11 protein-coding genes are annotated in these 12,735 nt (G+C 41.6%); 6 read left to right on the top strand and 5 right to left on the bottom strand.

The window, feature by feature from the left end:
• The first annotated feature begins 32 nt into the window (after positions 1–32).
• Positions 33–776, top strand: a complete 744-nt coding sequence (locus ACYVLS_RS05830; RefSeq protein ID WP_460322313.1) for an SDR family NAD(P)-dependent oxidoreductase — start codon at positions 33–35, stop codon at positions 774–776.
• 230 nt (positions 777–1,006) lie between these two features.
• Here the strand turns inward: ACYVLS_RS05830 and ACYVLS_RS05835 are convergent, their stop codons facing one another.
• From ACYVLS_RS05835 to ACYVLS_RS05845, 3 genes are all read right to left on the bottom strand, one after another.
• Positions 1,007–1,624 carry an alpha/beta hydrolase gene (locus tag ACYVLS_RS05835; RefSeq protein ID WP_460322315.1) on the bottom strand — a complete coding sequence of 206 codons (618 nt, stop codon included), beginning with the start codon at positions 1,622–1,624 and terminating at the stop codon, positions 1,007–1,009.
• 18 nt (positions 1,625–1,642) lie between these two features.
• Positions 1,643–2,563 (bottom strand): ring-cleaving dioxygenase, encoded by a 921-nt coding sequence (locus tag ACYVLS_RS05840; RefSeq protein ID WP_460322317.1) that lies wholly within the window; start codon positions 2,561–2,563, stop codon positions 1,643–1,645.
• Between the two features lie 207 nt (positions 2,564–2,770).
• A complete protein-coding gene (locus ACYVLS_RS05845; protein ID WP_460322319.1) occupies positions 2,771–3,559 on the bottom strand; it encodes an SDR family oxidoreductase in 789 nt (262 codons plus the stop codon).
• Positions 3,560–3,729: 170 nt separating this feature from the next.
• Here ACYVLS_RS05845 and ACYVLS_RS05850 point away from each other — a divergent pair, with 170 nt between their 5' ends.
• Positions 3,730–4,713: an NAD(P)H-quinone oxidoreductase gene (locus ACYVLS_RS05850; protein WP_460322322.1), complete on the top strand. Its 984-nt coding sequence runs from the start codon at positions 3,730–3,732 to the stop codon at positions 4,711–4,713.
• Between the two features lie 73 nt (positions 4,714–4,786).
• Here ACYVLS_RS05850 and nhaC read toward each other — a convergent pair whose 3' ends face one another.
• Both nhaC and ACYVLS_RS05860 read right to left on the bottom strand, forming a co-directional pair.
• On the bottom strand, positions 4,787–6,232 hold the full coding sequence (nhaC, locus tag ACYVLS_RS05855) for a Na+/H+ antiporter NhaC (RefSeq protein WP_460322325.1): 1,446 nt from the start codon (positions 6,230–6,232) through the stop codon (positions 4,787–4,789).
• Positions 6,233–6,376: 144 nt separating this feature from the next.
• The gene (locus ACYVLS_RS05860; RefSeq protein ID WP_460322327.1) at positions 6,377–7,276 is read right to left on the bottom strand and encodes a glycine betaine ABC transporter substrate-binding protein; all 900 of its coding nucleotides are present in this window, start codon (positions 7,274–7,276) and stop codon (positions 6,377–6,379) included.
• A gap of 340 nt (positions 7,277–7,616) precedes the next feature.
• On the opposite strand from ACYVLS_RS05860, the gene ACYVLS_RS05865 reads away from it, so the two are divergent.
• The 4 genes from ACYVLS_RS05865 to ACYVLS_RS05880 all read left to right on the top strand — a co-directional run bounded on the left by ACYVLS_RS05865 (position 7,617) and on the right by ACYVLS_RS05880 (position 12,731).
• Positions 7,617–8,552: an aldo/keto reductase gene (locus ACYVLS_RS05865; protein ID WP_460322330.1), complete on the top strand. Its 936-nt coding sequence runs from the start codon at positions 7,617–7,619 to the stop codon at positions 8,550–8,552.
• 202 nt (positions 8,553–8,754) lie between these two features.
• Positions 8,755–9,189: a hypothetical protein gene (locus tag ACYVLS_RS05870; RefSeq protein WP_460322332.1), complete on the top strand. Its 435-nt coding sequence runs from the start codon at positions 8,755–8,757 to the stop codon at positions 9,187–9,189.
• Between the two features lie 180 nt (positions 9,190–9,369).
• Complete coding sequence (locus ACYVLS_RS05875) at positions 9,370–10,200, top strand: SMP-30/gluconolactonase/LRE family protein (protein ID WP_460322335.1); 831 nt, start codon at positions 9,370–9,372, stop codon at positions 10,198–10,200.
• Between the two features lie 179 nt (positions 10,201–10,379).
• On the top strand, positions 10,380–12,731 hold the full coding sequence (locus tag ACYVLS_RS05880) for a glycoside hydrolase family 65 protein (RefSeq protein ID WP_460322337.1): 2,352 nt from the start codon (positions 10,380–10,382) through the stop codon (positions 12,729–12,731).
• The last annotated feature ends 4 nt before the right edge of the window (positions 12,732–12,735 follow it).

A 12,735-nucleotide genomic window follows, 5' to 3' on the forward strand; every position in this document is an offset into this window, starting at 1 on the left:
TAGTAGCAAAATACTGTAAAGGAGCGGATAAAATGGGTCGTTTAGACGGAAAAGTCGCAATTATTACAGGTGGCGCAGGCGGAATGGGTAAGATGCATGGCAAGTATTTTGTTAGAGAAGGGGCAAAAGTAGTCGTAGCAGATCTGGAATCCTCAGATGGACAGAAAGTAGCCGAAGAACTAGGAGACGACGCGATTTTTGTTGCCTTTGATGTAACGAGTGAAGATAGTTGGGAAGAACTAGTCAAGAAGTCAGAAGAGAAATTTGGTCCGGTCAGTATACTGGTCAATAATGCGGGTATCGTGCTGCAGAATCCAATCGAGAGCACGTCGCTTGAAGAATATCGCAAAACTATTCATGTCAATCAGGATGGCGTATTCTTAGGCATGAAACATGTACTGCCGTCCATGAAGAAAGTGGATAATGGATCAATTATTAACATTTCTTCCATTGCCGGAATAGTCGGTGGGGCAGGAAGTCTTGCCTACACAGCATCGAAGTTTGCGGTAAGAGGAATGACGAAGACAGCTGCAGCTGAATTTGCTGAATACGGTATTCGAGTGAATTCAATCCATCCGGGTGTCATTCGTACACCGATGACCGAACAGGAAGGCGTTAAAGAAATGGTTCAGGAGATGGTTAAAGACATCCCATTGAAACGTATCGCTGAACCGGAAGAAATCTCAAATCTGGTCCTCTACTTGGCATCTGATGAATCCAGCTATTCAACAGGCTCCGAGTTTGTAGCAGATGGCGGACACATCCAAGTACTTTAAAAGTGTAGGACTGAAGTTTTCAAGAGTCTCCAGTCTGTCAAATCTGGGGGCTCTTTTTATAGGGTGAATTCTGGCCTGGCCAGAATTATCTAATGTAAATACTGTTTAAAAGGCAGGATAGCAGAATGAGGTAGCTTTAGTTAACATAAGTGAGATTATGATAGGTCGAAACCACAGCAACCCCTGAGCTTTCGCTATCAGAAAAGATAAAGGAAAGAAAAAACCGCCTATTAATTCAGGCGGTTTTTGATATCTTTAAACCATTCTGATGCGGCTTGTACTTCTGGTGCAGTCAGTTGGTGACCGTAGCTTTCCCAGTGCAGTTTAACCTCTGCTCCGGCATCAGTCAGTAAGCTATTCAATTCGGTGGATTCTTCGGGAGGACAGATTGGATCATTCGTTCCAGCACCTATAAAAACGGGTATGCCGGATAAATTAGGCAAGCTGACGTCTCTCAAAGGTACCATTGGGTGATGCAAAATGGCTCCAGCCAGCGCATCATTATAGTGGAAGAGTAGACTGCCGGCAATATTAGCACCATTCGAATAACCGACGGCAACGATTTTTCTCCGGTTAAAGCCGTACTGCTCAGCTGCTGAATCAAGAAATTCATTCAACTCATGTGTACGAAATTTTAAGTCTTCAATATCAAATACACCTTCCTCTAGTCGCTTGAAGAAGCGGGCCATGCCGTTTTCACTGACATTTCCGCGGACACTTAAGACATTCGCGTCCGCATCGTATTCGTCTGCAAGAGGAAGCAGGTCGTTTTCCGAGCCACCTGTTCCGTGAAGCAGAAGCAGGGTCTGTCCATTTAAATCTTTTCCTTCTTTAAAAATATGTTTCATTGTATACTCTCCTTTATATTAATTAATAGGGGGTAAAATACTTTCCAACTTTTCGCGAGCTGATTCATATTGTTCCGGAAGCATCAGTTTCTGCCCGAGCTGGTCTAGTGATTCATCTACTGTGAAGCCTGGAGTATCAGATGCAATTTCAAATAAAATGCCACCGTATTCTCTGAAATATAACGCCTTGAAATAGTTACGGTCTTTTACATCTGTTGATTGGAAACCTCGTTCTTTGACGAATTGTAGCCAGTCTTTATGGTCTGTTTCATCTTCAGCTCTCCAGGCAATGTGATGGACTGTGCCCACGCCCATGTCTCCCGGTTTCTCAGCTTCAAGGGGGATATCAATCGTATTGCCTAAGTCACCGATAGATTTCAGACGCACCACGGAACCTTCTTCAGTGAGTCGAGACAATCCCATCGTATCCGTCAATGTCTGAATAGTTGCTTCTGGGTTGGCTGAATACAAGATAGCTCCAGAGAAGCCTTTGATAGCTTTTTCTTCAGAAATGTCGTGAGATGACCAGCTGTTGAGAGGCCCTGCTTCTCTTTCCACTATTTCCAGCTTTAATCCGTGTACATCTTCAAACTGCAGGACGTCTTCTTCGAAGCGAGTCTTCTTGACATACTCAACTGCTTTGTCTGATAGTCGTTGTTCCCAGAAAGGTAGACTACCAACGGGAACGGCATAAGAGGTGATGCCTACCTGCCCACTGCCGATAGTTCCTTGACTGCCATTGCTCCATGGGAAAAAGGTGATAATAGTTCCCGGCTGAGCCTCTCCGTTTCCGAAATACAAATGATAAGTTTGTGGATCATCGAAATTGACTGTTTTCTTTACCAAACGAAGTCCTAGGACATTTGAGTAAAAGTCCGCATTTTCTTGCGGATGACCAACGATTGCTGTGATATGGTGAATTCCTTTTGTTTGTTTCATTTAAACGCCTCCAGAATATGATATTAATTTAGTACGAATTCGAGATAACTCAACTGAAGTATACATCTTTCTTGTGTTTTAGTCAACTTGGAAGACCGGACGTGAGTTATATTCAAAAAAATTGCGCATTCAATTAAGCCGATTTATGAGCCTAACAGAAGTGCGCAATGATATTAGTTATTCTTGATACCTATAATACGTTTTAAATTAATATTTATAGGACTGACCGCCATCAATAGGAATGACCGTTCCGTTTACAAAGTCAGCTTCACTTAACAGATAAGCAGTTAATGCGGCAACTTCTTCCGGCTTGCCGAATCGCTTGGAAGGATTGGCTTTGACAAATTCTTCTCCTACTGCTTCCCAGTTTTCTTCATCAATCTGCTTCAGTGATCCCTCGACCATGGCTGTCATAATGGCACCTGGAGCAATCGCATTAATGCTGATACCGTGTTCGCCGTACTCCACTGCTGAATTTCGGGTCAGACCAACCACGCCATGTTTAGAAGCAGCATACCCAGACTGATTGCCGACACCTCGGATACCGCCAACTGAAGCGGTATTGACAATATAGCCGTGTTTCTGATCTTTCATGACTTTCAGCACATGTTTCATCCCAAAGAATACACCGTCCAGATTAATGGAAAGAACTTTTTTAAATTCATCTGAACCGAAGTCTTCAGTTGGGTTCTGTTTACCTTCAATCCCGGCATTATTAAAGAAGCCTGTGATTTTACCATATTTTTCAACGGTTTTATCCACATAGTTTTTCACGTCTGCTTCACGGGATACATCTGCCTTAACCATCAAAAGTTCAGTATCAGGATAATCTTTTTGAATCAAATCCTTAGTTTCTTTCATGCCGTCCTCACTGATATCGACTAAGGTTAGTTTAGCTCCTTCTGAAGCGACACGTAAAGCTGCTGCCCGACCTAAACCGGAACCGGCACCGGCACCTGTGATAATAATGACACTGTCTTCGAAACGTTTACTCATGAAAATCCTCATTTAAAATTGTGTTATACATAGTATATCAAGATAGTGAAAATGTAGCTAAATAAACGCTCTTACTATGATGAACGGAAAAATAGAGTATACTGGAAGCAGGAACAGAATAAACTGTTACATTATGAGAAGAGCATATACATACGAAAGGAGAGAGGGGTATGAAAGCTTGGACAATAAGCGAACCTGGTGGACGAGAGGTGCTGGTGAAAAAAGAGTTTCCGGAACCAATGGCACAAAAGGGGGAACTACTCATCCAGGTTAAAGCAGCCGGCATTAACCGAACCGATACGTTGACCAGACAGAACACGTCACTCTCATCTCCCTACCCCATTCTAGGGGTTGAAGTGAGTGGTGTGGTGGTTGCCAATCATTCATCTGACTGGACACTGGAGGTAGGCACGCGGGTAGCCGGACTGGTCAACCATGGGGGCTATGGAGAGTACGTTGTGATGCCTGCAGATAGAGCCATTAGACTACCGGACTCACTGACGTTCGAAGAAGGCGCGGCGATTCCGGAAGTCTTCCTGACTGCCTATCAGACACTCTATCTGCTCGGAGACCTGCAGGAAAAAGAAAGGGTACTGATTCATGCAGCCGGGAGCGGTGTGGGGACAGCTGCGATTCAATTGGCTAAACAATTAAGTCAGGCTACGATCTTTGCAACGGCAGGGAGCTCAAGAAAACTGGAGGTAGCTGACTCGCTAGGGGCGGACGTGCTGATTAACTACAAAGAAACAGCTTTTGATGACGTGATAGCGGATCAGACCGATGGACAGGGAGTCGACGTAATTCTTGATTTCGTTGGGGCCTCATACTGGGATAGAAACCTCAGGAGTGCTGCGGTGGATGCCCGCTGGATTTTAATCGGGACCCTAGGTGGATCCACTGTTGAAAAGGTATTACTGAGTGAACTCATGAAGAAACGGATTGCCCTCAAAGGGACGCTGTTGACCCCCAGAAGTAATGCCTACAAGGCTGCGCTGACAAAAGAATTCGTTCATGAAGCCCTGCCGTTGTTTAAAGAGGGCAAGCTTAAACCGGTGGTTCATTCCGTCGTTCCCTTCAGTGAGTTGCCGGAAGCGCACAGGCAGATGGAAAACAATGAAAACATCGGAAAAATCATTTTGTCGTTCGAACAATAATATGAACGACATCAGAAAAAAAGACCAGCTGGCCCTATAGAAGAGCTAGCTGGTCTTTAAGCGTTAATCTAATTTAAGCATTTGATAAGTGAGCTTTTCCGGAGACTTTCTGCTTCTCTTTTTTCTTTTTCACAGGAGCAGTCTTTTCGGTCATGGTAAAGCCAGTGGCTGCATAAATCAGTGTAATAATCGGTGTGATGAATGCCAGGAAAGTATACGGCAGATACGCACTAACCGGGATACCTAGCGTTGTTGTTGCAAACATACCGGCACCGACCCATGGGAATAAGGTTCCTGAAAGTGTTGCAGCTGCTTCAACCGTTCTGGACAGGTTCTCAGGCTTCAAATTCATGCGATCATATAAAGGTTTCATAATCGTTCCTGTCATAACAGATGAGAAGTAAATCGCTCCACCTATCGCCAGTGTAAAGTAACCCACAAGCAAGGTGACAAGTGTCAGTGAGAAATGACCTTGAATCTTATGCGCAAATGAATTGACGATCGCTTCAAGAACACCTGATTCTGCCAGCATTCCGCCTAAACCTAGCGCGAAAAGGAACAGGGCAATCAGGGGCAGCATATCAGTAATTCCACCACGCTGCAGCAGTTCGTTAATTGTTCCGTTACCTAAATCAACAGTGTAGCCATCGTACATAATATTAAAGACGGATGATAAGGTGTAGCCTTGGTAAAAGACTGCCAAGACACCACCATACATAGCAGCTGAGAAAATTGAAATCACTGCAGGTTTTTTCATCATCATTAAGGCTACGAGCAGAATAATAGGTGTAAAGGCAATCCAGTTAATCGTAAAGTTTCCAGATAATTCTGTCAGTAGCACATTCACATGTTCTGAATCGATACGGTCCACACTATACTGCAAACCAATCACTGTAAATAAAATCGCAGTAATGATGTAGGCAGGGACTGCCGTGTACATCATGTGTTTAATGTGACCAAATAAGGTTGCTCCCGTTACAGTTGGAGTCAAGTTTGTTGTATCAGATAACGGAGATACTTTATCACCAAAATAGGCGCCACTTAAAATGGCACCAGCTGTAATGCCTGCTGGAATACCTATAGTAGATCCAACACCCATCATTGCCACGCCTGCTGTACCGATGGCTCCCCAAGATGTTCCAGTTGTGGTCGCAACTACCGAAGTGAAAATGAGAGTTGTCAGTAGGAAGAACCGAGGAGAAATCAGGTTAATTCCATAGTAGACTAAAGCGGGAACGGTACCTGAAGCAATCCAAGTACCAATAAGAATACCTACATTAATCAAAATGAGAACCGACTCAAGTGACTGTCCCATCGATTTGAACATAACATCCTGTATGTTTGAGTAAGTGTAGCCCAGCTTCATCATAAATGGAACCAGAACAAACATCCCAATGAACATGAGGACTTGAATAGGTGCATCAAAAGCAAGAATTCCTGCTGAAATGATTGAGACGATACTAAGCAGCATCGTTAAGGCAAATAAAAAACCGGGTTTTTTAATGTCTTCGTTTATCAAAATAAAACTCCTCTATAAATTTGTGTCATAAGTGACGGTTTCTTTCTAATTGTTAAAAATAAGAACTTATTCCGTCCAGTTCAGTGATTGAACGAAAAGAAAAGAGCTTAAGGTCAAACCAGTAAGCTCTTTTTCGGTGTGCGTTTAGTCTTGTGCATTCAGATCTTCGATAGAATCAATGTCCATGTATTCTGGAACGACAAGTCCAATGACCGTGCCTTCCATGTTGGCGCCCATATCAACGATGTCATCACCGTATTCTTCAAGGTAAGCGCCCTGAGTAGTCGGTAACCAAGGTGCAACGGTTACGTCGACTTCACCTTGAGCTAAAGCCTGGAAGAGAATAGATGGGTCAACATTAGATAGGGTCACATTAAATCCATGTTCTTCGAGTACTTGTGTGATTACCTGAGAAGAAGCACGTTCTGAATCCCATGGGAATGAACCTATTTCAATAGAAACGCCATCAACTTCATCGACGCCTTCAGTCCAGCTGTCGACTGTATCGCGGTTATCTTCAATCCAGTCTGCGGCCGCTTCTTCAAATTCGACGTCCTGGGCAGCCAGCATGATTTCCTGCATGTCTTCTACTTCCCAAGAAAAATTATCCAAAATAGCATAGGCTTCAGGCATATCTTCTTCAAAGCCTATACGTGACATGGTATGAACATACTCACTGTCTCCGAAGACATTTTCCGGATCTTCCAGGAATTTCAAGTCATACATTTCAAATTTGTAATGAGGTGTCCAACCTGTCACAACAATGGGTTCTTCGTTGTTTATAGCTGAGTCAAGCTGTCCCATCATACCCGCAGTTGAACTGGTTTCCAGCTCCCAATCCTGCAGGTTATCGTATTCTTCCAATGCTTGTTCGGTTCGTTCAGTAATGCCGGCTCCTGGTTCGATACCGGTAATCGTGTAGTTCAGTTGTTCGCCGATACTTGTTTCACCGTTGTCTTCAGCAGTGTCTTCTCCATTACAGGCTGCAAGCAGTAAAGATGCAGATGCAAGAGATATCAATTTAATAGGTAATGATTTTTTCAAGTTAATTAACCTCCGTTTAGTTTTTAAACTTTCATGAAATTTTCATAGAAGTTTCAATCCGTATATAACCGTAGCATAAATAGTTGTAGGCTGCAAAATTCGATCCGCCATTTATAAACGATTGTAAATAAATTAATAACTAGAACCTGATGAGGTAAATATTTTTAAAGCTTTATTAGAATTTTCTAATTTTTCAAAAAATAGTCAAATTGCTTTCGTGCCGGTTAAAAAGCATCATAGCATAAGAAAAACAAGGGGAGTCTGAGTGGAAAACCCTTTCATCAAAAGGTATGATAGACGTACATGAAAGAGAACATCAACTATTCAAGGAGGCGTACACGTGAAGAAACGATTATTGGGAAAGACGGGTATGGAAGTAACAGAAGTAGGATTTGGTGCCTGGCAGATCGGAAATCTGAAAGACTGGGGAGGGATGACTGACAGTGATGCGGTCAGACTCGTCCATGAAGCGGTGGATTCCGGCTGTAATTTTTTTGATACGGCACCCAATTATGGTTTAGGGAAAAGTGAAGAACTACTGGGAGAAGCTTTGAAGGGGAAGAGAGACCAGGTCATTATTAACAGCAAGTGTGGCCATCAGGCAGATGACCAGCAAAGTTTTGATCCAAAAGACTTGGTTCAATCAGTTGAAGGCAGTTTGAAACGTCTCCAAACCGATTACCTGGACAGTCTCATTTTGCATAACCCGCCGTTTGAAGTGTTACAAGACGGTTCGCCGCAGTTTGACGTACTGAAGCGACTGAAAAAAGAAGGGAAAATCAGAGCCTACGGTGCTTCGGTCGATACTGGAAAAGAAGTCAGTCAAATTATTACTGAGACAGATAGTGACGTCATAGAAGTCATGTTTAATATCTTTCATCAAGAACCGCTTGAAGCAATGCAAGAAGCTCACGATAAAGGAGTAGGGCTCATCGTTAAAGTTCCACTTGATTCAGGCTGGTTGTCAGGTAAATATGATGCGGACAGCACCTTTACTGGCATACGCAGCCGCTGGTCCAAAGAAGACATCAAGCGGAGAAGCGAACTGGTGAAAAAAGTAAGAACCATTATCGGAGAAGACTATTCGATGGTCAAAGCCTCACTGCAGTATATTCTGTCATTTTCCGAAGTGTCATCGGTCATACCAGGGGCTAGAAATAGTCAGCAGCTACAGCAGAATCTCTCAGCGGCTGATGAAAAACTGTCACCGGTCATGACAGATGAATTAAGAAAACTATGGCAGGAAGAGATAAAGGATAATCCGCTGCCATGGTGAATATGGACAAATAAAAAGTAAAGAAGCGTATCCTTTAAGGATAGGCTTCTTTTAATAGCTTGACTCCCATGCGTTAACTAAACTAAGAGAGGCTGAAAAATATGATAATCAAAGGGACTTAAGTCCAATGATCAAAACATATGATATAATGAGATTACATAACAATTCAGTATAAAGATAGCGGAATATAAGGGAGTGCACTATGAAGAAGTCATTATTGTTGTTACTACTGAGTACAAGTTTGTTGTACGCCTGCCAACCTAGCGATACATTATCGTCTTCAGAAAAAATGGCCGATGAACTGCCAAAAGAAGCTCGGAACTTCTTTAATAGTGTTGATAAAGAGAACGGAGTGCATTTATACAACGATGAACAAAGAAATTCTGTATTGGTTTATTTGAACGGATATAACGTTGAACAAGGAGACGTTGCAAATAGTTTCAATAACTTTAACGCAGTAGCAGAAGGAAATACTCTCCATCTTTCTTACGATACAGATACAACAACCGATTATGACTCAGAACTAGATAATCAATTGTATTTTGAAGTAAGTTTAGATAAAGAATACGATACGATTAAATTGTTTAATAATGGTGATGAAATATTTTTTAATACTATCTCAGGTAACCTTGAATAAAAAAATTGAAAACAATAAACAAAAAAGATTCCCGAAAAAAGGAATCTTTTTTGTATTCTTAAAATCAACATTTAGTTTGACATAGACTTTTTAGTATACAGTTTTTATATTTGGATGCTTTCCATTCGCAGTGGCAAGTAATTTTAAAGTAAAGCTAAAGACAGAGAAAGGAAGTTACAGATGACCAAGACGTTACATGATCAGCCTGAACTCGTATTTTACGCCGGAAGCAATTTACTGGAGGGACCAGTATGGGATGAAGTGAATAGCCTGCTTTATTTTGTATCCATTCCAGATGAAATCATTTACTGCTTTGACCCGGATACCACGGAAGTCAGAACCTACAGAACAGACGGGCCAGTTGGGGCAGCGGTTCTCGATGAAGACGGGATGCTGCTTTCAGCTGAAAAGAACGGTCTAGTTCAGATTGATCCGGAAACAGGCGAACGTTCAACGTGGCTTCATCCGAACACTGATGAGCGGATGAGGTACAACGATGGCAAGATGGATCCAGCAGGACGGTTTCTTATTGGAACGATGGGTGCTGAGCAAGTCATTGAAGGGGCTGCCTCTTTATACAGCGTGAAAGGTGAATCCTATAGAGAGCTGCTGTCAGACCTCTCGATTGCCAATGGGCTCGGCTGGTCTGAAGATGGAAATACCTTTTATCATATCGATACGCCAACTAAAAAAGTGAAGCAGTTTGACTATGACCTGGAAACGGGAAACATATCAAATGGAAGAGAGTGTATCGAGGTTACCGGCGATGGGAACCCTGACGGGATGTGCGTTGATACTGACGGCATGCTTTGGGTCGCTGAATATGGGGGCGGGCAAGTCTGTAAATGGAACCCTGAAAACGGTGAAAAAATACAGAACATACAGCTGCCTGTCACGAACGCTACCTCCTGCTGCATCGGAGGTAAGGATAAAGATACACTTTACATCACGACAGCTAAAGAAGACGGAGAAGAGCTCTCTGGTGGGTTGTTTGAAGTGACTATCAGATAATTTAGCAGTAAAACAGTTCGAATATTTTACTAAAACATTTTCAAAAAACTGTTGACAAAAAAAGGGATGTCACCTATTATAAATGTAAGCGATTTAACTAAAACGTTTTCGATAGAAAATATATTTTTTCGAAAGTTTACTAAAACGTTTTCGAAAAAAGTTAGGATGATGACTGGAAAATGATGAATTATACTTATGGAAGCGGAGAATTTGAGAACTGGATAGTTTCCGAGGAGGGTTTTTCTACTAAGCATTTAGGTAAGGCTGAAGCAATCTTCACTTTAGGTAACGGATATATGGGCTTACGATCTGCTACAGAAGAGTCCTACTTGGATGAACAAAGAAACTTGCTGATTAATGGGACGTTCAATAAATTCAGTGAAGTCGAAGTGCCTGAACTACCAAATATTGCAGATGTTACGAACATCGATTTCACAGTCGATGGAGAACGCTTCTCACTGGAGTCAGGAGAAACAACTGACTATATTAGATACTTAAATATTAAAGAAGCAGAGCTGATTAGAGAAATTGAATGGATTTCACCTGATAATAAAATGTTGAACTTCAGATTTAGACGTTTTGTTTCATTAGATGACCTACATTTGATTGGAATGCAAATCGAAGTAAATAATAAAGGTGACGAAGTAGACTTAACCTTTGAATCAGGGATTAATGCTCAGATGACTAACACAGGGTCTCAGCATTTCCACGAAGGAGAGAAAAGAATATATGATAAAAAATACTTAGAAACAATTCAGACTACTACGGAATCTAATATTGATATAGCTGTGTTATCTACTCATAGTATGAAGCTAAATGGAGAGTCTGTTTTCTTGGAACCAAAAATGGATATAGACAGAAGGAAAATGACAGTTAGCTACGCCATAACACTTAGCAAAGGGGATCAGCTGTTAGTTGAAAAAACAAGCATGGTCTATACAAGTAGAGATAATGAATGGGAAAGCAAAACATATGACTTAGCAGAAATGAGGAAATCGGCTCTGGCTAATTTAAAGGCTTGTAGCGAAAAAGGGTATGATACAAACTTCAGCAATCATAAAAAAGCTTGGGAAATGAATGTGTGGAGTGCTTATAATTTCAGCTTGAAATCTGCTAATCCATTCGATCTGCTGGCTTCAAGGTTTGCGATTTATCACCTGACAGCTATGGTTCCAGCGCATAGTGAAAAAATGGGTATAGGTGCTAAAGCATTAAGCGGAGAAGGATATAAAGGACATTCGTTCTGGGATACTGAAATATTTATTTTACCCTTCTTTACTTTTTTCAATCCAGAAATTGCAAAGTCACTGCTTACTTATAGGTACCACGGATTGACAGGAGCTAAAAAGAAAGCCCTAGACAATAATTATGAAGGAGCGATGTATCCTTGGGAAGCGGCTTACCCTTCTGATGGAGAAGTGACACCTGTATGGGGAGCCGTCGATATCGTTACTGGCGAACAGACAAAAATTTGGAGTGGATTCATCGAGCAACACATTACAGCGGATATTGCTTTTGCAGTTTACCAGTACTATTCAGCTACAGGCGATGATGAGTTTATGACTAACTATGGATATGAGATTATATTCGAAACAGCCAAGTTCTGGTCAAGCCGTCTAGAGTGGAATGAGGACAAAGAGGCTTACGACATTAACGGAGTCATTGGTCCGGATGAATACAAGGAGCATGTCAATAATAATGCATTCACAAACTATATGGCACACTTTAACTTATCGCTAGCCGTACAATATTACAACACATTAAAGAGCAGCGACATCGAATTATTCAACAAACTGGATGAACTGACAGACATCTCAACCTGTATTGATGAAGTAATTTACAGCAAAGACAAACTTTATCTACCACAGCCGGATAAGGAGTCATTGGTAATCCCGCAGGATGATACCTATATGTTAAAAAAGAATCTTGATATTACAAAATACAAGAATGCTGATAAAGTGGGCAAGCTATTTGACGATTACAACCTTGATCAGGTCAACGAAATGCAAATAACCAAACAAGCAGACGTACTGGTCCTATTGTATTTAATGGATCAGACAAATCAGCCGCTGGACAGCAAACTCAAACAAGCTAATTTTGATTATTATGAACCGAGAACAACACATGATTCTTCTCTAAGCTTATCTACTCATGCAATCATTGCTTCTGACATAAATAACAAGGAGCTTGCTTACGACCTTTATTCCAGAGCTACTCGAATAGACCTGGGACCAAATATGCATTCTTCAGATGCAGGTATTCACGCAGCATCCATAGGAGGAATCTGGCAGATTATATTATTCGGTTTTGCCGGTATACGTATTAGCGGTACTACGTTGAAGATTAATCCTAATCTTCCGGAAGAATGGAATGAACTCAGTTTTGTATTTAAATGGCAAGGGAAGTCAGTTCAACTGGATATTACTAAGTCAGTCTTTATCGTAACACCTTTAGATGGTCAGCAAATATCATTCGAATCAAATGGGAAAAGTTACACATCAGATATAGCTATAACAATTAAAAAAACATAACCTA

Source organism: Alkalibacterium psychrotolerans (assembly GCF_054784355.1).

Coding starts and splice junctions, on each gene's coding strand:
- ACYVLS_RS05830 (WP_460322313.1), top strand. CDS start 33: ATGGGTCGTTTAGACGGAAAAGTCGCAATTATTACAGGTGGCGCAGGC.
- ACYVLS_RS05835 (WP_460322315.1), bottom strand. CDS start 1,624: ATGAAACATATTTTTAAAGAAGGAAAAGATTTAAATGGACAGACCCTG.
- ACYVLS_RS05840 (WP_460322317.1), bottom strand. CDS start 2,563: ATGAAACAAACAAAAGGAATTCACCATATCACAGCAATCGTTGGTCAT.
- ACYVLS_RS05845 (WP_460322319.1), bottom strand. CDS start 3,559: ATGAGTAAACGTTTCGAAGACAGTGTCATTATTATCACAGGTGCCGGT.
- ACYVLS_RS05850 (WP_460322322.1), top strand. CDS start 3,730: ATGAAAGCTTGGACAATAAGCGAACCTGGTGGACGAGAGGTGCTGGTG.
- ACYVLS_RS05870 (WP_460322332.1), top strand. CDS start 8,755: ATGAAGAAGTCATTATTGTTGTTACTACTGAGTACAAGTTTGTTGTAC.
- ACYVLS_RS05875 (WP_460322335.1), top strand. CDS start 9,370: ATGACCAAGACGTTACATGATCAGCCTGAACTCGTATTTTACGCCGGA.
- ACYVLS_RS05880 (WP_460322337.1), top strand. CDS start 10,380: ATGATGAATTATACTTATGGAAGCGGAGAATTTGAGAACTGGATAGTT.